The organism is Campylobacter gracilis (assembly GCF_001190745.1).
Classification (GTDB): domain Bacteria; phylum Campylobacterota; class Campylobacteria; order Campylobacterales; family Campylobacteraceae; genus Campylobacter_B; species Campylobacter_B gracilis.
In genome coordinates this window covers 1,443,982-1,464,952 of sequence record NZ_CP012196.1, presented here as the reverse complement: position 1 = coordinate 1,464,952, position 20,971 = coordinate 1,443,982, and the positions used below count along the sequence as shown (strand labels likewise).

19 protein-coding genes, 3 tRNA genes and 2 pseudogenes are annotated in these 20,971 nt (G+C 44.0%); 15 read left to right on the top strand and 9 right to left on the bottom strand.

Annotated features, from left to right (window positions below):
- The first annotated feature begins 8 nt into the window (after positions 1-8).
- The 8 genes from CGRAC_RS07250 to CGRAC_RS11965 all read left to right on the top strand — a co-directional run bounded on the left by CGRAC_RS07250 (position 9) and on the right by CGRAC_RS11965 (position 8,859).
- On the top strand, positions 9-632 hold the full coding sequence (locus CGRAC_RS07250) for a hypothetical protein (protein ID WP_005873203.1): 624 nt from the start codon (positions 9-11) through the stop codon (positions 630-632).
- Positions 633-658: 26 nt separating this feature from the next.
- A complete protein-coding gene (locus tag CGRAC_RS07245; protein WP_005873202.1) occupies positions 659-1,690 on the top strand; it encodes an SDH family Clp fold serine proteinase in 1,032 nt (343 codons plus the stop codon).
- Positions 1,691-2,181: 491 nt separating this feature from the next.
- A complete protein-coding gene (locus tag CGRAC_RS07240; RefSeq protein WP_143297838.1) occupies positions 2,182-2,772 on the top strand; it encodes a hypothetical protein in 591 nt (196 codons plus the stop codon).
- 16 nt (positions 2,773-2,788) lie between these two features.
- The gene (locus tag CGRAC_RS07235; protein ID WP_005873200.1) at positions 2,789-3,571 is read left to right on the top strand and encodes a cold-shock protein; all 783 of its coding nucleotides are present in this window, start codon (positions 2,789-2,791) and stop codon (positions 3,569-3,571) included.
- Complete coding sequence (locus tag CGRAC_RS07230) at positions 3,568-4,032, top strand: hypothetical protein (protein WP_005873199.1); 465 nt, start codon at positions 3,568-3,570, stop codon at positions 4,030-4,032. Before CGRAC_RS07235 ends, CGRAC_RS07230 begins: the two co-directional genes overlap by 4 nt.
- On the top strand, positions 4,029-5,567 hold the full coding sequence (gene purH, locus CGRAC_RS07225; protein ID WP_005873198.1) for a bifunctional phosphoribosylaminoimidazolecarboxamide formyltransferase/IMP cyclohydrolase: 1,539 nt from the start codon (positions 4,029-4,031) through the stop codon (positions 5,565-5,567). Before CGRAC_RS07230 ends, purH begins: the two co-directional genes overlap by 4 nt.
- 1,583 nt (positions 5,568-7,150) lie before the next feature.
- The gene (gene msrB, locus CGRAC_RS07220) at positions 7,151-8,218 is read left to right on the top strand and encodes a peptide-methionine (R)-S-oxide reductase MsrB (protein WP_005873192.1); all 1,068 of its coding nucleotides are present in this window, start codon (positions 7,151-7,153) and stop codon (positions 8,216-8,218) included.
- Between the two features lie 389 nt (positions 8,219-8,607).
- Positions 8,608-8,859: a hypothetical protein gene (locus tag CGRAC_RS11965; RefSeq protein ID WP_143297839.1), complete on the top strand. Its 252-nt coding sequence runs from the start codon at positions 8,608-8,610 to the stop codon at positions 8,857-8,859.
- Positions 8,860-9,465: 606 nt separating this feature from the next.
- Here CGRAC_RS11965 and CGRAC_RS07215 read toward each other — a convergent pair.
- Positions 9,466-9,708, bottom strand: a complete 243-nt coding sequence (locus tag CGRAC_RS07215) for a hypothetical protein (RefSeq protein ID WP_040303185.1) — start codon at positions 9,706-9,708, stop codon at positions 9,466-9,468.
- 159 nt (positions 9,709-9,867) lie between these two features.
- Positions 9,868-10,491, bottom strand: coding sequence for a hypothetical protein (locus tag CGRAC_RS07210; protein ID WP_005869290.1), 624 nt, complete (start codon positions 10,489-10,491; stop codon positions 9,868-9,870).
- Positions 10,492-10,880: 389 nt separating this feature from the next.
- On the opposite strand from CGRAC_RS07210, the gene CGRAC_RS07205 reads away from it, so the two are divergent.
- From CGRAC_RS07205 to CGRAC_RS07180, 7 genes and pseudogenes are all read left to right on the top strand, one after another.
- A tRNA-Arg gene (locus tag CGRAC_RS07205) sits at positions 10,881-10,957 on the top strand.
- Positions 10,958-11,010: 53 nt separating this feature from the next.
- Entirely contained in the window at positions 11,011-12,003 is a 993-nt protein-coding gene (locus CGRAC_RS07200) for an agmatine deiminase family protein (protein ID WP_005869287.1), read from the top strand.
- 20 nt (positions 12,004-12,023) lie between these two features.
- A pseudogene (locus tag CGRAC_RS11960) lies at positions 12,024-12,684 on the top strand (nitrilase-related carbon-nitrogen hydrolase); the annotation flags it as partial.
- Between the two features lie 371 nt (positions 12,685-13,055).
- Positions 13,056-13,274, top strand: a pseudogene (locus tag CGRAC_RS11955) (carbon-nitrogen hydrolase); the annotation flags it as partial.
- Positions 13,275-13,547: 273 nt separating this feature from the next.
- A complete protein-coding gene (locus CGRAC_RS07190; RefSeq protein WP_040303182.1) occupies positions 13,548-13,994 on the top strand; it encodes a type II secretion system protein in 447 nt (148 codons plus the stop codon).
- Positions 13,995-14,269: 275 nt separating this feature from the next.
- A tRNA-Gln gene (locus CGRAC_RS07185) sits at positions 14,270-14,344 on the top strand.
- 40 nt (positions 14,345-14,384) lie between these two features.
- Positions 14,385-14,459, top strand: a tRNA-Met gene (locus CGRAC_RS07180).
- Positions 14,460-14,501: 42 nt separating this feature from the next.
- On the opposite strand, the gene CGRAC_RS07175 is transcribed toward CGRAC_RS07180, so the two are convergent.
- The 7 genes from CGRAC_RS07175 to CGRAC_RS07145 all read right to left on the bottom strand — a co-directional run bounded on the left by CGRAC_RS07175 (position 14,502) and on the right by CGRAC_RS07145 (position 20,932).
- Positions 14,502-15,377 carry a tyrosine-type recombinase/integrase gene (locus CGRAC_RS07175; protein ID WP_005869284.1) on the bottom strand — a complete coding sequence of 292 codons (876 nt, stop codon included), beginning with the start codon at positions 15,375-15,377 and terminating at the stop codon, positions 14,502-14,504.
- 11 nt (positions 15,378-15,388) lie between these two features.
- Positions 15,389-15,841, bottom strand: a complete 453-nt coding sequence (locus tag CGRAC_RS07170; protein WP_005869283.1) for a hypothetical protein — start codon at positions 15,839-15,841, stop codon at positions 15,389-15,391.
- Between the two features lie 24 nt (positions 15,842-15,865).
- Positions 15,866-16,741: a nucleoside-diphosphate kinase gene (locus CGRAC_RS07165; RefSeq protein ID WP_005869281.1), complete on the bottom strand. Its 876-nt coding sequence runs from the start codon at positions 16,739-16,741 to the stop codon at positions 15,866-15,868.
- A gap of 143 nt (positions 16,742-16,884) precedes the next feature.
- On the bottom strand, positions 16,885-18,054 hold the full coding sequence (locus tag CGRAC_RS07160) for a type II secretion system protein GspD (protein WP_005869279.1): 1,170 nt from the start codon (positions 18,052-18,054) through the stop codon (positions 16,885-16,887).
- Entirely contained in the window at positions 18,014-19,120 is a 1,107-nt protein-coding gene (locus CGRAC_RS07155) for a zonular occludens toxin domain-containing protein (RefSeq protein WP_005869277.1), read from the bottom strand. The genes CGRAC_RS07160 and CGRAC_RS07155 overlap by 41 nt, the downstream gene beginning before the upstream one ends.
- Before the next feature lie 9 nt (positions 19,121-19,129).
- Positions 19,130-19,558: a hypothetical protein gene (locus tag CGRAC_RS07150; RefSeq protein ID WP_005869276.1), complete on the bottom strand. Its 429-nt coding sequence runs from the start codon at positions 19,556-19,558 to the stop codon at positions 19,130-19,132.
- 9 nt (positions 19,559-19,567) lie between these two features.
- Positions 19,568-20,932, bottom strand: coding sequence for a hypothetical protein (locus CGRAC_RS07145; protein WP_005869275.1), 1,365 nt, complete (start codon positions 20,930-20,932; stop codon positions 19,568-19,570).
- Positions 20,933-20,971: the final 39 nt, after the last annotated feature.

Sequence of the window (20,971 nt, the reverse complement as noted above, 5' to 3'; positions counted from 1 at the left end):
AGGGAGTTATGGATAAAATTAAAATTTTGGCGCTGCTTGCGGCGGTCGCGCTGCTTGCGGGTTGTATGAAGGTAAAGTATTCGCAAGCCGAGCTGCATCCGGAAAATTCCGTGATGATGAGCTACGACGGGCAGACCGTCACCGAGTATAAAATTTCAGGCGGCGCGCTTTTAAAAGATGACGCGATCTTAGGAAGATATGAAGAGGAGGGCTCCAATCTCTATCTATTTACAGACGAAAGAGGAGTCGGCACGGCTAAGGATCAAATTTCGCAAAGAGCTCTAAATAAATTTACGATCTACGTTTTTACGCCCAATAAAGAGCTGCGAATCGCCGAGTATTCCGCGAGCGGCGGCGTTTGCAAGACCTTTGCGGAGGGCAAATTCGTAAGTCTGAAAGAGCACTTTAGCGGCTACGCTTCCTCCGCGCCGCTTTATTCATACTCGTTTTCGGCTTCGGTGTCGCAAAGCGCCAGCGCAAACGTGATCTCACGCTACGAATACGTGAGCTCAAGCCTAAAAAATAGTAGAGCGTTTTTGCAAAGTCCACATACGGCTCTAGGCAATACGGTTAAAGAGAGCATCGAGTGGCACCGGGACAGATTGCGCGATATTTGTAAGTTAAAATTTTAAAACCAAACCAACACGAAAGGAAAACCATGGGATTTTTATCCAAAGACGAAGAGCCGCAGAAGCAGGGCGCCAAAAAGGCGGCGAAGCAACCGCCTATTTTGATGAAGCAAACGCAAGAGGTGATCACCAATATCGAGAAATATCTGGGCGCACCGCTGCTTACCTATTTTAATTCGGGCGCGGGCAGTGTCTGCGGCAACGACGCGATCAGTATCAACGACCACCTAAAGGGCAAGCATTTCGAAAAGCTCTACCTTTACATCAAATCTGACGGCGGCAGCGGCATCGCCTCGCTTAAGATCGTCTCGATCCTGCGCAACCATTGCGACGAGCTGATCGCTCTAGTGCCGGCAAACTGCGCTTCGGCGGCTACGATGATGGCGCTTGGGGCGAATAAAATTTTAATGGGGCCGTTAGGATACCTAACGTCGGTCGATACTTCGCTACGTCACGAGCTTTCGCCGGTTACGAACACAAACGATCAAGCCAACGTATCGATGGACGAGCTAAGTCGCGTGGTGAAGCTTTGGAAAAATAACGAACGCCCCAACGACGAGAACCCGTATAAAGAGCTTTACAAGTATATCCATCCGCTCGTTTTCGGCGCCGTCGATCGCGCAAGCAGCCTGTCGCTTAAAATTTGCCGCGAAATTCTGCGCTACCACTTCGAAGATGAGCAAAAGATCGCCTTTATCAGCGACAAGCTAAACAGCGGCTACCCGTCGCACGACTATCCGATCTTATTCAGAGAGGCTAACGAGCTTGGGCTTCAGGTCGAGAAGATGGATACGCGCCTAAGCGAGATGCTTCAAATTTTAAACGAGCTCTACGCCGAGATGGGGCAGCGCACCTTCACCGACTTCGACGAGAACAATTACCACGACAACAACATCGCCAACATCATCGAAATTTTGGGATGCCAGATCTACTATCAGATCGACAAGGATTGGTTTTACCGTGAGGAGGAGAAGCGCTGGATCGTGCTAAACGACGAGAGCTCGTGGCGCAAAAACGAGATCGACGGCAAAAATATCAAAAACAGCATCTATTATATTTAGTGCTGTTTGGATTTCGTGCCGCTTTAAATTTGCGGCTTATAAAATTTAAATCGGCGCGCAAAATTTAAACGAGCAGCAGCGACAAACGGCGTTAATGGAGCTCGTAGGCGACGATATAGCCGCGCTTATGGATGAGCTGGAAAACAAGATGTGCAGGTAAATTTAAAATTTTAAAAAGCGGCAAAAGCAAGTGCAGCCTAGCTTGGCGATAAAAGCTGCGCCGCGAAATTTTAAATTTAGCCGATTTGCGCAGGTCCTTGCGGCTAAATTTGCGCTGCGGTTTAAATTTACGTTTTGCGCTCGGCTTTTAAATTTAGCTTTTGCAAGCAGCGCAAAATTTTAAAATTTACGTCCGCGCGAGCAACGCGGCGGCATTTGAGAAGCAAAATTAAAATTTGCGCGCGGTAAATGCGGTAAATTTAGTAAATTTCGCTTTGCCGATTCCGCTTCATAAATTAGGCAAAATTTTAAAATTTAAAGGATTTTTTGCGATGAAATTTTTTATCTCATCTTTGTTTTTGGCTCTGTCGCTGCTCGGCTGCGCGGGCAAAAACTCGCTCGCAACCGATAAAACCTACGTTCTTTCAAGCGAGCTTGGGGATACGAAATACGCTCTTTGCGGCGGAAATCTCTACGAAAACGGCGCGATTTTAGGTCCTTACGAAACGCGCGGCGATGCGAGGCTTGCGATTTTGGGCGGTAGCGGCGCAAATTTAGACAAAAACGCAAAGCTCATAAAACTATATTTTTTTGAGCGCAGATACGGCGTGATCTACACCGCAAGCCACAAAAACGGGGTCTGCGCAGAGTACAATAAGGGAAATTTCGTAGATTTTCAAATTTTATTTAATATTTTTCAGAGCAAAGAGTGGTTTAATTATAGCGGCGGCATCTCTCCGGGCGGCGAGAGGCTAAAAGAGCTGAGTTCGGCGCGTATGGCGAAATTTAACGGCGCAAAGCTCGGCGCAGCAGATGAAAAAGCAAGGCGCGAGTATCAAAAGGCTCGCCGTGAGGCGATTTTGTATTTTCAGCTTAACGCAAACGACATGCGCGAGCTGATTTTTAAAAAATTATGCGAATAAATTAAAAGGAGAAAAGATGGGAGAGGTAATCAGTGGTAGCGTGAAGAAATTTTTTCTCGATAAGGGTTTCGGTTTTATTACTGATGATGATGGCGTGGAGTATTTCTTTCATAAAAATGATATTTTGAATGCAAAAATTGCGTCAGGCGATTTTGTATTATTTAAACCGAGCGTCGGTCCTAAAGGAAGCATTGCAAAGCAGATAAGCCTAGTTAGTTTCGAGATTCCTTCAAAAATTTTTTTTGAAAATGAAATACCTCGCGAGTATAAAATTTTAGAGCGTTCATCTTATAGATTTTCTATTTTTGGTGTGGACGGCAGAATTATAGGATGTAAAAATTCCACTAAAAATAGACTAAAAATATACGCAGAGGCTTTCGGTGCAAACGCTTTGTTAAATATCCAATATAATAAAGGCCAAGAAGAGCGCACCAACGATACTATTATTTATGATGAAGATGGTGATATTAACTGCATTATACCAAATACTTATTATGTAAATACTCATCTGTTTAGCGCAAATTTAGCAAGAGTAGGCAAAAAGGTATCTAGCGAGGCTAAAAAAGATCCGAATTTGCTTCATAAAATCCCTTTAGATACGCTCATAGAGGAGAGCAAAAAATATCTCGATGAAAAAAGCGGATACGCTCTGATTAGGTCTGCTGCGCTTTTTGCTATAATTGTTTTACTTTTTAATAGTTTGTTAGTAGCCCCAAGTGCTCTTATTTTTATAATATCTCTCGTTATAGCTTTTTTTGTAACTAGATTTATATTTCCCAATTTTAAGGCTTTAGCATGACTGAGTTTTTTGGATTTATTGCCGAAGCTTTTAAATTTATTATAAGCGTTTTTGAAAATATTAGCGGATTTATACTATCTCTTGGATTAAAAGCATATTTTTTAAAATTTAATAGCTTTTTGTATGAAAATTTGCAGTTTTTAGGAGATGCAGACCTTATAAAATTCGTACTTTTTTCGATATATTTTATCATAGTATCGACCTTGATTAGCTATTTTATGAGCGGAAATTTTATGTTTATCTTTAAAAATTTAAGTTTATACATATTTTTTATGGTTTGTTACTTTATATTTCATTGTATCACAAGCGGCGGCGGTCTTTGGACATATATACTATCTGCGATAGCATTTATCTTTGTCGGGTCGCGGGTAATATCCAATATTCACGATAATCTTTTAAAAAGAGAAGTTAAAATAGTGGCTAAAAGAATTTTAGAAAATCAAAGTAAGGAGAAAAGATGAGAGCGTTAATCAGCGTAAGCGATAAGAAGGGCGTCGTAGAGTTTGCCAAAGGGTTGCAGAGGCTCGGATTTGAAATTTTAAGCACGGGCGGCACGCATAAACTGCTTTTGCAAAATGGCGTGAAAGCAGCGGAAGTGAGCCAATACACGGACTCGCCCGAGATGTTTGAGGGGCGGGTTAAGACCCTGCATCCAAAGATCCACGGCGGAATTTTGTATAAGCGAAACGACGCAAATCACGTAAGCCAAGCCGCGCAGCACGACATCGGCGGCATCGATCTCGTGTGCGTAAATTTATATCCTTTTAAAGCGACAGTAGCCCACACCGACGATTTTTCAGAGATTATCGAAAATATCGATATCGGCGGCCCTGCGATGGTTCGAAGCGCGGCTAAGAATTTCGCAAGCGTCTATGTCGTCACGAGCCCACTTGATTACGACGCGGTTTTGCAAAATTTAGCGAGCTCGGACGAGAGCGAGAAGCTGAAATTTAGGCAAAATTTAATGATAAAAGCTTATGAGCACACCGCAGCCTACGATGCGATGATCGCAAACTATATGAACGAGCGCTTTAACGGCGGCTTCGGCGCGAAAAAATTTATCACGGGCAGCAAGGTTTTTGATACTCGCTACGGCGAAAATCCGCACCAAAAGGGCGCGCTGTACGAGTTCGAGGATTTTTTTAGCAACCATTTTAAGAGCTTAAAGGGCGAGGCGAGCTTTAACAATATGACCGATATGCACGGTGCGCTGATGCTCGCTAGCAGCTTCGGTAAGGCGCCTGCAGTAGCGATCTGCAAGCACGCCAATCCATGCGGCTTTGCCGTGAAATCTAGCCTGCTTGAAAGCTACGTAGAGGCGCTAAAATGCGACCCAGTCTCGGCATACGGCGGCGTCGTGGCGATAAACGGCGTTTTGGACGAGGAGCTAGCGCATAAGATCAATGAAATTTTTGTCGAAGTTATCCTTGCCGCTCGCGTCAAGCCCGCAGCGCTTGCGGTATTTGAAAAGAAAAAGCGCATTAAAATTTTCGAGCAGGGCGGGGAGTTTTTAATTCGCGAAAACGACAAGTATGATTTTAAATTCATTGACGGCGGCTTCGTATATCAGCAGCGCGACTACGTGGGCGCGGACGAGGTCGCAAACGCCCGCTGCGTCACGGGGCGCGCGGCTAGCGAGAGCGAGCTTAACGATCTAAAAATCGCGTGGCAGATCGCCGCACTTACGAAGAGTAACTGCGTAGTTTACGTCAAAGCTCGCGCGATGGTCGCGATCGGCATGGGTATGACGAGCCGCGTGGACGCCGCACGTGCGGCAGTAGCGAAGGCTCGCGACGTGGGCGTCGATCTGCGCGGCTGCGCGCTTGCCAGCGAGGCATTTTTTCCGTTTAAAGACAGCATCGAGATCGCCCATGCCGCGGGCGTCGCGGCGGTGGTGCAGCCAGGCGGCAGCATCCGCGACGATGAGGTGATCGCAAGCGCCGACGAGTTCGGCATGGCGATGTATTTTACGGGAGTGCGCCACTTTTTGCACTAAATTTTGCTCGCCTGCAGCGGAGCGGATTTATTGCGCTCGCTTCGTAACTTTTTATGCCGTTGCAAATCTTGAAAACCGCGCCGGAGCGGATCTCGTTGCTCGCTGTGTATCGGCCGCGGCGCGGACCCCGGTTGCGCTCCGATACGCGGCGAGCGTGATGCCAATCGGACTACTTGCGCTTTGCCATACGGTTGTGCGGCGACGATTTAGCTGTGCGGCATATCGTTTTGTAGCGGGCGCGGTGCGGATCTAATGCACGGTGCTTTGTTGCGCGCCAACGCGGCGCAGACCCGGCTGCTTGCGCTTCACTACAGCGACTGCACGGCGCAGGTCCGACTATCTCAGCTACGAAGCCGTGCACGATGTAAATGGCTGCGCTCCGCTACGTAGCTGAGGCAGTGCGAATCCGACTGTTCGCGCTTAGTTATATTACTGCGCGGCGCGGGTTTAGCTACGCGATATGGCGCTACGTATCGGTGCGGCGCAATCTAAATTTAATCATCCGCCGCTCTTGAATGGTCGCGAAATTTTATCTAGCGGCCGCGGCGCGTAAATTTTAAATTTAATCGCGCACGCAGCGGATGGGTTCGCGCCTCGTCGCCGCACAACGGCGTAAATTTTATCTCGCGGCGCGAAAATTTCATGGCGCCTATTTTGCGTTGAAATTTCGGCACCGTTTCGCAGCAGATACGGAGCGGAGTATAAATTTTTAAGGCGGCGCCTCGTCGCGGTCGGCGCGCCGCATAGATAAATTTTAATCGCGCGACAAGCGGATGGACACCCCGTGCCTCAACCTAAGCGGCGCGTAGATAAAATTTTATCTACAGCAAAGCAGCGGGCGCAGCGCAAAGCTTCCGTCCTGTGAGCAGTCCGTGCCCTCGCAAAACGGCGCGCGGTAGAATTCGGCCGCGTCGTAAAACTCGCAAAGGCGCTAAATCAGGCTCAGATTACGTTTGCGCGGCGGTAAAATTTTGATCCCCACGACGGTAGTAAAATCTAGCCGCGAGGCGCGACAATAAAATTTCGCGCCGCAGCCGGACGTATCAAAATCTCTAAAATCCCTATGCAAGCCGCGATGAATGGATAAATTTCACGCGAGCCGTAGCGCAGGCGAATGGACGGCGCAAGGGTCTCGCTCGTAAAAGGGACAAATTTCATCGTAGCGTGAGGGCGATGAAATTCCAACCCTTTAGCGGTAGCAAAATTTTAATTCTTGCCGCGGCGATCAAATCCAACCGCTTGCCGCGTTAGCAAAATCCGCCCCCCCCGCTGAAGCGGTACAATTTTAATCTTGGCGGCGGCGGTAAAATTTCAGCCCTCGTTATAACATAGAATTTTAACCGCTTGCGAGGAGGCAAAATTCCGATGCTGCAGCGCGCCGCGAGGATAAGATAAAATTTTTGGTCCCGCGTCACCGCAGCGGTAAAATTCTAATTCTGCGGCGACGGCGAGCCGAAAGCCCCGATCCCGCGACGATAAAATTTGGGTACCGATCCGCCGTAAGCGATAAAATTTCTCTCTTTCACTCTCGCTTCATTTAGAGATTGTAAAATTGCGCAAAATTTAAAACGAAAGGATCAAATATGAAAATTTCTAAAGTTTTAATCTGCCTCTTTGCTTTGGCGGCGGGTTATTTAGTCGCGCTAAATGCCGCAGACGGCGGCAGCGCGGCGGACGCAAATTTTAAAGTTAAAGGGGGCGGCATGAACGCAAACGTAAAAGAAATTTATCTGGCAGGCGGCTGCTTTTGGGGCATGGAGGCGTATTTCAAGCAGCTTGACGGCGTAGTCGCGACGCAGGTGGGCTACGCCAACGGCAAGAGCGATAAGGCAAGCTACGAAGGGCTGCATAGCAGCGACCACGCCGAGACGCTAATGCTTAAATTTGACGCCAATGTCATCAGCGAACCTGAAATTTTGGCGCATTATTTCCGCATCATCGATCCGTTCTCGATCGACAAGCAAGGTAACGATCGCGGGCGCCAATACCGCACGGGCATCTACTATGCCGACGAGGCGAGCGGCGAGCTGGCGCGCTTTTTCATAGCGGCGCAGCAGGCGAAATTTAAAGAAAAGATCGCCGTTGAAGTAGCACCGCTAAAGAATTTCGTTCGCGCCGAGGAGTATCATCAGGACTATCTCGGCAAAAACCCGGGCGGATACTGCCACATCGATCTGCGCCTAGCCAAAAAGCCGCTTGAGGACGATGAGAAATTTAAAGTGCAAAGCAAGGAGGAGCTGAAGAAAAATTTAACCGAGCTTCAGTATCAGGTCACGCAGGAAAAGGCGACCGAGCGGCCGTTTTCGAGCGAATACGATAAGAATTATAAAAAGGGTATCTACATCGACATCGTGTCGAAAAAGCCGCTGTTTTCATCCACAGATAAATTTGACGCGGGCTGCGGCTGGCCGAGCTTTTCAAAGCCGATAACGACCGATGCGATCGCGTACGCGCAAGATGACAGCCACGGCATGCAGCGCGTCGAGGTCTCAAGCCGCGTAGGAGGCAGTCATTTAGGACACGTCTTTGATGACGGACCGAGAGAGAAGGGCGGTATGAGATACTGCATCAACGGCGCGAGTTTGAAATTTATCCCGCTTGAGGAGATGGACGCGCTAGGCTACGGGGATTATAAAATTTACGTAGAGTAAGCGGCGGTTTCGAGATTAGCCTGCTTATTGGGCTGCTTCTAGTTTAGCTTGCAACCAAGCAGTTTCGGGACTGGCTTGCGGCTTGGGCGATTTTGAGGCTAGCCCGCTTGCCGGGCGGCTTTGGGTTATGCTTACGGCTTGGAGGCTGGTCTGTGACCGAGCGGTTTAGCAGCTCAGCTCGCAATTAGTCGGCAATTTGCGGCTAGATCGTCTAGCTCGTTAGCCCGTCTGCTTATTTGCGGATCAGTCCGCTCGGATTGCAATCAGTCGGGGATTTGCGGCTCGGATTGTTAATCGGCCTGCTCATTTGGCGTACCAAGCGGTTTTGAAACCAAATCGACGACCGATCTGGTGCTTCCGCGGTTCGTCTGCTTCGGCGATCCCTTGGTTTGACGACAGGTTTATCTGCGGCCGTTCTCGTCGGTTTTGCTAGATCGTTTGCCCTGGCGAGCTGCTTCGGTTTTGCGGCTGGCTTGCTGCCGATAGGTCCTGCAACTGAGCTGGTAACCGATCCCGGGGCTGGTCGGCGATCGGTCGGTGCAGCGGAATTTAAACAAAGCGGGGGTGGTTCATCCTCCGCCTTAGCGCTCGGCAAAATTTGTGCGATAGAATTTAAACGAGGCGAGGGCGGTTCCGAATAGAATTTTAATAGAGTGCGGCTGCGGTCGCACCTCTGCCAAAATGAACGCGCCACGGAGAAGCCGTGCCGTGGATGAAATTTGGGCTCGCATTGCTTAAATTTCATCGCCACAAGCCGTTTCGGTTTTACGGTCGGTCGGCGGTTTGACGATTTATCGGCGGATAAATTGGCTTGGCGGCTAAGGATGGAATTTTAAAATTCCAAATACGATAAAAATTTAGTGGTAGTGGAATTTTAAAAATTTATCGATACGGAATTTCATGCGGCGCAAGCCGCTAAATAAAAGTGCGCGGACGCAGTCCGCCCTGCTAGCGTCGTCGGAGGTTAGGTGGGGTTTGCGGGCGAGCAGAGCAATGCGGTGCTGCGGAGGCGGCGCCCGTGAGAAATGCGACCTCGCAATTCAAGCTCCCTTCCCGCCCCAAGAAACAGAAAATACGGCATAAATTTCACAAGTCGTGGATTCGGCGATAAAATTTTGAAATTTTATCTCTTAAAATATAATAAGTGTAGCATGCTTAGCAAGAGATGCGGCGTAAAATTTGAAATTCCGCAATGAAAACGGCGTCTATGCAATGCCCGCTCTGCATCCGCGTCGCAAATTTTAAATTTAGGATAAAATTTTAATGGCTAGCCCCGCGCAAAATAGAAAAATCCCCGCGTAGATCGCTAAAAACGGCGCAATTATCGCATAGTGGATGATGAGCTCGAAAAAATTGTAGATCAAATGCTTGCTTTTGGGCTCTTTAAATTTTAATTCTACCTGTTCGTTCGAATTAAACGGCGTGTTGGAGCGCAAAATGTGCCTCAGACTAAAGATCCAGCGCACCAAGTCTATTTTATTGCGTTGCATATAGTCTTTGCCGATGCCCAATACGCCGTTTATATAGCATGCAAAAGCCGCCGAAAAATAAAATGAGCCCGATGTCGATCAGCCTATCCGCCATAGCGATCTTTCCTTTGTCTTTTAAATTTAGAAATTTAGCCCGCCGTATTTGCTCTTGCCGTTTGCCTATTGAAATTCTAATTTTGCGGGATTACATTCTTTGTCAGCTTTGCAATCTTGCAATTTTTTGATGATTTTATTGAAATGTTCTTTATCGTGCGCCAAATCTCGCGTCATCGTTGCGTATTTGATTACTTCGTCAATATCGAATGAATAATGCAGATATGTTAGAGCGCAAAGAAAACAAGAATTTATAATCTGACCGACTTCGCAGCCTCTTACTAGCCGTTCTAAACCTAACGGAATTCTGCTTGTTTTAATTAGAATTTCGCCCGCCAAATCGCAAGCTTCAAAATTTTCTCTGCCATTTTTTTCAAAGCATTTCGTATTTAAAGTTTCTAATAATTTTTCACAAGTACTGTATTTTCCATTGCCAAAATCGCACTCCTTTATAAATTGAGAAATTCTTGGAGAATAAATTTTATCGCAACCTATGTAATAATGCGAAGCGTCGCAACTAACTTTCGCTTTGCCATACTCTTCGGCGGACATTTTATAAAATCCGTCGCTTAAAATTTTAACTCCCGTAGAATTTTGCCCTTGCGCCTCGCTCGGCTCCGTATCTTGCATCGCAAAAGCAGCCCCACAAAGACCGAGCCACAGCGCAAACGCCAAAAATACTCGCTTCATTTTCTCTCCTTCATTTATTTCATTATTTGCTTATGATACCTAAAAAGCGATAAATTTTATTTATTTTGCATAGGATTCGGGCTGCGAAGTTCTAAAATTTTTAGGATATTTTAAATTTGACTTGCGGAATTTTAAGTAAGCTAAATTTTAAATTCTAAGATGCGAGCAGAATCCTTAAGTAAGTTAAATTTCGGCGCGATACACGATAAATTTAAGCAGATTAAAATTCTTGCACGTTGGAATTTAAAAGAAAAACTAGGCGTTGCGATCGGGCAAACGCAAAAATGAGAAAAAATGCGAAGCTAAAATTTATCGCATGTCGAAATTTAAACCGCCTTTTGGCTAAATTTAAGCTAAAAACGCTATAATCCCGTTTTCTTTTATTTCGTGCGCTCGTAGCTCAGCTGGATAGAGCATTTGATTGCGGTTCAAAAGGTCGGGGATTCGAATTCCTCCGGGCGCACCATCTACAAATATTTTTTTCGCTATAATCCGTGAAATTTTAATCTTGGAGCAAAAATGAGAGCATTCGCCGAATGGGAAGAGCAAGAGGCGCTTTTGGTGTCTTTGCCGCACGCAGATACCGATTGGGCGCCGTATTTAGGCGAGATACGGGCGGCTTATCGCGACTTTATCGCCGCTGCAGCGAGGTTTGAGCCGGTCGTCGCGATCGCGCCGAACCGCGAGGATTTTGAGCAAATTTGCGGCGGCTTAGCAAACGCGAGCTTCGCGAAAATCGACACCGACGATACGTGGATCCGCGATTACGGCGCGATCGACGTAGAGGAGGGCGGTAAAATCACGGGGCTAAATTTTCGTTTCAACGCCTGGGGCGGCAAGTTTGCAAGCGCCAAGGACGACGCGTTAAATTCCAAGCTTTACGCCGCGAACGCCCGCCCGCTACGAGACGTAGATCTGATCTTAGAAGGCGGCAGCGTCGATTTTGACGGCGCGGGCACGATGCTAACTACTAGCGCGTGTTTGCTGAACGAAAATCGCAACTCCCTAAGCAAGGCCGAGCTGGACGCACGGCTGCGCGAAATTTTCGGCCTAAAAAACATAATCTGGCTGGGACGCGGCTTTATAAAGGGCGACGACACCGACAGCCACGTAGATACCCTCGCGCGCTTTCTAAGCCCGCACGTCGTGGCTATTTCGTCGTGCGATGATCCGAGCGATCTGCACTACGCGGAGCTTGGCGCGATGAAGGATGAAATTTCATCGCTCGGATACGACGTGATCGAGCTGCCGATCCCGCGCGCGATCTTTTATCAGGGGCGCAGACTGCCCGCGACTTACGCAAATTCCGTCTTTTTAAACGGCGCGCTCATCGTCCCCACCTACGCAGACCCCGCAGATCCGCACGATCCAAACCGCGCGGCGGACGAGCTGGCGCTGTCGCGTCTGCGAGCAGCGTGCGCGGATCGCGAAGTGGTGGGGGTGAACGCGCGCGTTTTCATCCGCCAAAACGGCTCGTTGCACTGCTCGTGCATGAATAAATTCAGGCTTTAAATTTAGACCGAAGGAAAAATATGAAAATTTTAAAAGTTGGGCTGATTTCGCATAAATTTGAAGGCACTAAGGCGCGCACGATAACGCATAGTATCGAGCTCATCGCGCGCGCAGCGGCGAAGGGCGCGCAATTAATCGTTTTGCAAGAGCTTCATCAGACGCATTATTTTTGCCAGCGCGAAAATACGGAAAATTTCGATTACGCGCAGGATTTCGATCGCGATTTACGGCTGTGGAGCGAGGTGGCGAAGAGATTTGGCGTCGTGCTGGTAAGCTCGCTTTTTGAGCGCCGCGCCGCGGGGCTGTATCACAACACTGCCGTGGTCTTCGAACGCGACGGCACGATCGCCGGCAAGTACCGCAAGATGCATATCCCCGACGATCCGCAGTTTTACGAAAAATTTTATTTCACGCCGGGCGATCTGGGCTTTGAGCCCATAGATACGAGCGTGGGGCGGCTCGGCGTGCTCGTGTGCTGGGATCAGTGGTATCCCGAGGCGGCGCGCGCGATGGCGCTACGCGGTGCCGAGCTGCTCATATATCCGACTGCGATCGGGTGGTTCGACGGCGATGGTGAGGACGAAAAGGCGCGCCAGCTGGAGGCCTGGGTCGCGGTACAGCGCGGGCATGCGGTGGCAAACTCCCTGCCCGTAATCGCCGTAAATCGCGTAGGCTTTGAAAGCGCCTCGCTTAGCGAAGTCTCGCCGGATGAAATTTTATCTGGGAGAAATAAAATTTCGCCAGCAAGCGGAGGGTTTTTGCGAGCAAGCGACGGTGGGGCGGCTCGCGATAAAATTTCGACCGTCCGAGATGAAATTTTACGCATACAAGGCGGACGCGACGGGGTTGCGCATGCGGTAGATACGGGCGGTGCGGGCGGAATGTCGCTTGCTGCAAGCGGACGCGGCGCGCAAGGTGAAATTTTATGCGCTTCGAATTTGGATTGCGGATCGCTTACGTGCGGCGAAGCGGCGCAAAAGAGCCTAAAAATCTCGATAGACGTCAAATTTAACGGCGAGACTTTTGAGGTATTGCCTAGCAAACAGCGCGTGGATGGGCTCGGTAGCGAAGATGGGATTAGGTTTTGGGGCAATAGCTTTGTTTTTGGTGCACAGGGCGAGCAGCTGTTTCGCGCAAACAGCACCGATGAGGTATGCGAAGTCGTAACCATCGATATGCAAAGATGCGAAAATGTGCGCCGCTGGTGGCCGTTTTTGCGAGATAGACGCGTAGAGGAGTATGGAATTCTTACGAAGAGATACGGGCTGTAGCATCCTGTATCTCAAATTATATGGTTTATCGGACGCGCACAAAATGAAAGCAAATAATTTTTATGGTATCAATGTGCAGAGGCGCCGCCAAAATCTATTATATAGATCAAATCAGCTTAAAATTTCAATTTTGAAATGCCCGAGAAATCGGATTTTGTAAATAAATTGTAAAAAATTTACCAAAAACTATTGACAATTTTTAAATTTTTCTCTATAATTACACCAAGTTTCGCATATAGGTATGCGGGATGAATTTTATTTAAGGAGTAAACCATGAAAAAAGGTTTTACTATGATCGAGTTGATCTTCGTTATCGTTATTTTAGGTATTTTGGCAGCTGTTGCTATTCCAAGACTTGCAGCTACTCGTGATGATGCTGAGGTTTCTAAAGCGGCTACAAATATTCAGACGCTTATAACTGATTTAGGTTCCTATTATACTTCCCAAGGAAGCTTTGCAGGTGAGGGTGAAGGGGCAACTGCAAGTATGACTAATGTCCCAAATCCTATCAAAGTGAAGAAAGAGACTTGCTTAGAGGTAACAGGATATGATAATGCTAAAGGTGAAGCTAGTATGACTATAACTAAGACTGGTGCTCTATGTCAGAGAGTATGGGGAATGCCTGGTGTATCACAGGTTGAAGCTGCTATTAAAAGCGAAGCTGGAAATAAAACCAAAAATACCTATAAATTTGGTGGTAAGGGTGTTCAATACGAATAGTAGATTCTTTTAGCGATTTACTGTTTAGCCCTAGCTTCGGCTAGGGCTTTTTTAATTCATATTTCTTTATTGTTTGATTCTATAATTATTAATTTTAAAATTCTCTATTCTTTATAATAATATAATTCTTGAAATTAAATATTAGATAACTGTTCAACTTATATATAGTTAATTATGATGCGAGTAATATCATAAAATAAATTTTTAATATTATTTATTATAGGACTTGACTTATGAGAATAATTTATGTATAATATAATTTTATTTTAAAAAGTTGGGGTATAGCCAAGCGGCAAGGCAATTGGTTTTGGTCCAATCATTCGGAGGTTCGAATCCTCCTACCCCATCCACTTTCGCGAATGTATTTTAAATTTATTCGCGTTTTTTTATCGCAGAGTAGAGCAGTGGTAGCTCGTCGGGCTCATAACCCGAAGGTCGGTGGTTCAAATCCACCCTCTGCAACCAAACACCCATTACAAGAGCATTTGATAAAATCTTAAAATATTCTTATTTTTCCAAAGCAGAAATAATCAAATTTTCGATAGTATTTTTCGATTGTTTTATATTGGCAGTGATGTATTTTTGCGTAGTAATGATATTCGTATGACCGAGAGTAAAACTCACTTGCTCGATCGGAAGCTTAAGATAATTTATGCAGTAAGTGCCGATAAGATGCCTTATATCGTGAAGCCTGATTTTAGGTAGATTATTCCTCTTTAGCAAAGAATTCCAGCTTCTACGCAGATCAACAAATTTTGACCCAGTAGCAGGATTGACAAAGACATAGCCATTTAGCTGATTATTCTGTTTCGCGGCTATATAACGCTTTAATAGCCTTTTATAAAGCTCGTCGCTCATAGAATAGACCATATCACGCTTAGCTTTATTGATTTGAAAAGGTATGACGTAAGTTTTAGTCTTTAAATTTACATCACTCCAACATAAACTCAAGACCTCATTTTTACGCCTGCCGTGAAGTAGAAAAAAGAATATATCGGCGCTATCAGCTTCATTTTCACATATAGCTTTTATAAATTGCCTTTGAACTGATAGCGGATAATCAAAGTATCGTTTATTGTCAAATTTAGGTAGCTCGACAAAATCACAGGGATTTTTAGCTATAAGCTCAAGCTTTTGAGCGAATTTAAAAATTACGTGAAGCTTTGCAAGGATATTTTTAACGGTCTTGATTTTATAATCAGCCTTAATTAAGCCGTTACAGAGCCTTTGAATATCTAAAAAGCTTATATCGCTTACATCTTTTTCGCCCAAACTTGAAGCTATATGCTTTTTATACATCGATATATCGCTTTCTAAAGTGTGCTTACGAAGTATCAACTCATAAAATTCTATGTAATTATTAAAAAGCTCGTTGAGTAGCATCGTAAAGCCTTTTAAAATGGATACGGCATAACACCATTATTGGAATATTTAAATTCCAGCTCTCTAATATCTTCCAGAGCGTGCTGCGTAAAATATCTAATATGATTTTTATATCGTTGCAAAAAGCCACGCTCGATCATCTCATTCTCAAGCATAGCGTAATCTTGGACGCTTAGAATGTCGTCGGTCATCTCTTTTTGGTTATCGCGCCAGTATAATTTTAAACGCTCGTCACTCATATCTTTCCAAGCGGTGCGAAATATTTTATAAGGATTGTGAGAAACTGGCTTAATATCGCTATTGTAAGCCTTTTGAATAGATTTAAACTCGTGAGATTGGATTTTACCAGTGCTTTGAGCCGGATTGATATTTTTAACGTATTCATGCATGAGCCTACCACAGACATAATAAAGCAGGTGTCCGTCCTCGTAGATTAGCTCCTCGGAAGTATATGGGATAGACATAAAGATACTTTGGCTCTTATAATCTCACTCTATAAGCGTATTATCGAAGTCTTTTAGAATATTGAGGTTACCGAGATCACGCAGGCTTTTAATGAAATTTATCTTGCGATATACCCAAAGCGGAATTGGGTTTTGCGAGGATAGAAACCTGCGAATTTTGTGCTTTATAAACCACGCCTGAACCTCGTTAATATCGTCAGTTTCATTGAAATTTATAAAAGTCTTAGTGATATATTTCATCACATAACCCGTGGCGTTGTTTATAGAGGTTTGAAACCCGTTTATCTCGCCGTTTGTTATTTGAGACGCAGTTAAACGCTCGTTTCTTAGGTTTTGCGGGGCATAGAATACGTCTTTGTAAATTTTAAGCAGATAGGGAATAGTATGCCTTGGGGCATATATCAAAGCATGAATGTGCGGCACGCCGTCCTTCTTATGTGGCTCAAAAGTGCGAATATACTGGAATACTTCACCTTTATAAATACGCCTGAACCGCATAGTAAATTTGTGAAAATTATAGTTTAAAACGTTAGCTAAATCTCTGATAGAAAAAGGCACGCCCTCATTTAGCTTTTGCTTCTGCTCTATCGGAAGCGATCTAATATCCTTAGTAGTAAAAGTGGCAAAATTTCCCACTAGCGCCTTACGGAAGCAGCCGTTTAAGGTAATGGTTAGAAACACGGGCGCCAATTCGTGCTTTACTGAAAGCATATGTATAGTATTGGTGCGGTTAGCTACCTCGGCGTAATAGGTGCTTGAAAAATTTGCGGACTTTGAAACCGAAAGCAGGCTTTTTTCTTCGCCGAAAGAATTTGTAAATTTATAATCCTGCAAAAACTTTCGTTGTCTGTCAATTTTGAGTTTTACAGCTGCAAAATCAGCCTCATTTAATCCAAACATCTTTAAGCTTCGTTTAAATGTAACAGATTTTTATTAAATTGACAAGGGGGCAGAGAAAAGCGCGCTCCTCGTGCCTCGTCGCTTGCTTTTCTCTGCAGCCGTTGCCAGTCGTATAATGCACCTCGTATGCTCTCATACTCATATTAATTTACCTCGATTGTGAGGGTTATAATACTGGTGCTTTTATAATTCTGCTCGATAGAAAAGAGGTATTTTAAAATAGGTATATCTTTCAGTAGCGGCACGCCGTTACGTTTTGAATAGGCTACGTCTTTATTTATGCCGCTTAGAACCAAAAGCTCGCCCCGCTTTAAACTATAATTCGACTTAAGCTCCTTTTTACTCGTGCGTGGAGTGAGGGTGTTTTGAGTGTCTAATAGATCCTCAACCACCAAATCAAGGCTGAAATCGACGTTTGAATTCTGAAGCACAACCGGGCGAATTTTAATCTTTAGGCCAACGTCTTTATATTCGTAGCTGTTTTGAGTGGCGGTGCCATTTTGCGTGTAGGTGCTGGTATTTGTGAGGTATGGAACATTTTCGACGGATGAAAAATAAACCTCGGCGCCGCTCTTTGCGACCAGAAACGGGCTTTGTTTGATAGTCGTTACGCCATTTTGTTGAAGCAGGCTAAGAACTCCGTAAAAGCCCCGTTTTTTTGTAGTTACTACGTTTGTCTCGGCGCTATAAGGCATAGTAATAAGATTTATGAAATAGTTTAGATCGGAGCGGGTAACGACGTCGCCTAAAGAATTTAGATGCGAGCCTATATCTTTATAATCATTCGTATTGGTCTCAAGTATGGTAAGCTTGAAATTTACCTGTTCGAGCTTTTTGTCGCTTCTTTGGACAAAATCTATTATGTCGCTATATTCGTCGTCGCTTGCTTTGAATACGACGGAGTTTGTAGAGCGGATATAGCTTGAGTTTTGATCGGTCATCTTGCTTACTATCTTGTCCGCGTCGTCATAGGAGTTATTAGCAAGAGTGAGATATCTTAGCCTGCGCTCGGCGCTAATGCTGCCATTAGCATCGCCATAGTCCTTATTCTTCTTAAAAACATAATAAAAGCCGTCGGTAAGAATGAGCTTTAAGCCTTTACTTTCTATGGCTTTGCGAAAATGCTTTATCGTTACGTCTGAATTCTTAGACGTATAAAAATAAAAGCTATTCGGATCTATCTCATCGCTGATTAGAATGTCAATCTTAGAATTATGACTGGCAACGTTGGCAAAATCAAGCAAATTTAGCTTAATCTCTTCGCTAAATGCGCTACTTAGAATAAATAGCACTAGAAAAAGAACTTTTTTCATTTAACTCTTCCTTCTTTAGGTTATCGAAAACGGGCTTATCAAAGCCAACAAAGAAATACGTAATACCTTTACCTTTAAACGAGCGCACATTAAATTTAGGCGGGGAGCGCAAAAAGATGAAATTTAAGTATCTCTGATCAAAGTGATCGTAAGTGCCGTTTTGAATGGAACAACGATCGTAAAAACAATAAATTTGGTAAATGTAGCCGATAGGAGGTTCATTAGGATTTGGATTAGAGGCGTTGAATAAAGCTTTAGTGCTGTTACCGCTTGCGGTTTCGATAGGTTGATTGGATTGGGTATCGGGGGCGGGAGCAGAGGAATCAGCGGATTCATCAGAATTGAAACTTTTCACAAAGAAATAAAAGTATATAGATAGAGTGATAAACAAAAATAACGATACATAAAGAAATTTACGGACAAAAGATTTTTGAGAAGCGTTTTGCCCCGAATGATAGAGATTAAAAACCTCTTTCAAATACGGAACGTGAAATTTTTGCATAACGTCTTTTTGATACATTTTGTAAGAGCCGTAAAGCATATATCTAAATTTATTTTTGAATAGGCGCTTAGAGCTATCTACGGCTTTAACAAAATGTTCAGCTATACGTTTATATTCGTTACTTATAAGCGATAAATCTTGCGTAATAAGCATAATATCTTGGTATAAATGGCGATGATAGGTAAGCCACCAAACCAAAATGCTATCCTCTTTAGCTTTTAAGAAATTATGAGCCTCATCGAGGATTATTAAGACATTGTGTAAATTTAACTCTTTAGCTTTTTCGTTTAGAACATCATCGCCCACCTTATCCATATAAAGCAGATATAGGACTTCAAGATCAGAGTAAAACTTTTCATAGTCGAATTTTATAAATTTATTATCTAGATCAAATTTAAAGCCGTTAATATTGGTATAGCAATATAAATATTCTTTCTGCTTCTCAGGCTTAATAACCTTTGATAGGAAAGTATCCTTTGGCTTAAAAATAAAAAGCTGATAAATTTTAAAAACTGAGTAATATGTTTTACCGCTACCAGGATTGCCGACGATGTAAGTTATCATTTAGAAGCCTCAAGTAATATAATAAGTAAGCTCATTTATAGTTTTCCTAAGCTTTTCAAGTAACTTCATACCCATTTTTGCACCGATTATTAAAAACAACGATATGAGAAACGGAGCATAAAGATTAAAGACGTCCCAAAAAGCCTTAAAAACACCGAGAGTTGATAACACAGACAAAGCGACAGAAGTAACCTCATTAGTAGAAGTGCCAGGATTAGTAAGATTTTTGATAAACCCATAGATATCGCCTAATTGATCGAACAAAAATACAGCCATAGCAAGCAATGCACCAAAATATATGAGCATCAAAATAAACATTGCAGCTTCTATTAAAACAAGCTTGCTAAAAACAACCTTTTTAAGAACAAAACCTGCAAGCTCGCCTAAAGAAAATTTTCTAAAAACCCAAGCTAAAGCAGACACTATAAAAGCTGGCATAACCTATCCTTAAATCAAGACTACAAATAACTTTAATAAAAGCAGAAAAATACCGACGATGAAAAAAACGTAAAAAACATAATATGAAACTTCAGAAGCAGGAGCGACGGCATCACAATAATCAACTACCAGCTCCCTAGCTTTACCATCAGGAAGCTGAATTTCCTTTTTAATGGAGCAAGAGCGTTTAATTTCAGATTGAACCTTTGAAAAGCCTTTGCCTTTAACATTGTTTATAAACTGATCTATACCATCTCTAACGCCATCAAATTTTGATATGCCGTTTTCTAAGTGGTTTTTAATACTATCATATAAACCCTCGCGAGCTTTATCTAAACCGCCATCATCAAAATCTTTGGGGTCAAATTTACCCTGATTGTCATCCTTGCCCGGTTTCGTGCCATTATTATTATCGGAATTACCCGGCTTCGTGCCATTATTATTGCCCGGGTTGCTACCGCCGCCCGGGTGTCCTCCACCGCCCTGATCAGGTTTATCGGGATTTGGTTTATCAGGCTTATCGGGATTCGGATTATCTGGCTTAGGAGTATCGCCGCCCGGTTTTGTGCCATTATTATTACCCGGATCGTCCGGCTTAGGGTTCGGACCAGGCGTAGCATTGGGAGCATAAATATCATCGGTAAAGCAGACGCCATTAGCATTAGGATCAGTGTCCTTTATATCGTAACTAACACCAAATTCGGTGCCGTCACCATTAGGTCTAGCTTCCGGATCATCTTTAGTAGTTTTACAACGATAAGAACAAATTGTAGAACCATCACCACCAATAAACATAGTAGATAAATCACCCGTATAACCAATTTTTCCCGCACGCTTACACATACAATCTAGACGATCATTTTGATTAGTAATATCCTCGCATTTATTTACGCACAAACCGGTAGTAGAGTCGAAATATTCACCTCTAGCAGCATTGCAACTAACACAATCAAAAGGAACACCATTAGGAATTTGAGCTACTTGATAAGAATCATATTTAAACCAAGTGCAAGTTTTAGAAGGTTCACCAGGGCAAGGCAAATCATCATAGCCAAGATATTTATAAAGGATATAAGGATCATGTAAATAACTAGAGCCGTGGGAAATAGTTTGTGGAGCAACATCTGAATAAAAAGAATTTATTTTAAACGAAGTCTTATCGAAATAAGGAACTTCAGTAGTAGGTTTTTCAATCTGCTTTAAACGACAATGTTTACTAATAGCATTCATATAAGTTCCATAATAAAGCCACATATCACCCGCTGCAGAAATTCTTAAACGATAATCATAAGAAGCAGTTGGAAAAATTTCGGCAAAGGAAAAAGCAGCCAAAGATATTAGAATTAGGGGGATAAATTTAAATTTATTAAACATAACCCCACCTTATAAGAACTTCCTAGAAAAAAGTATAAG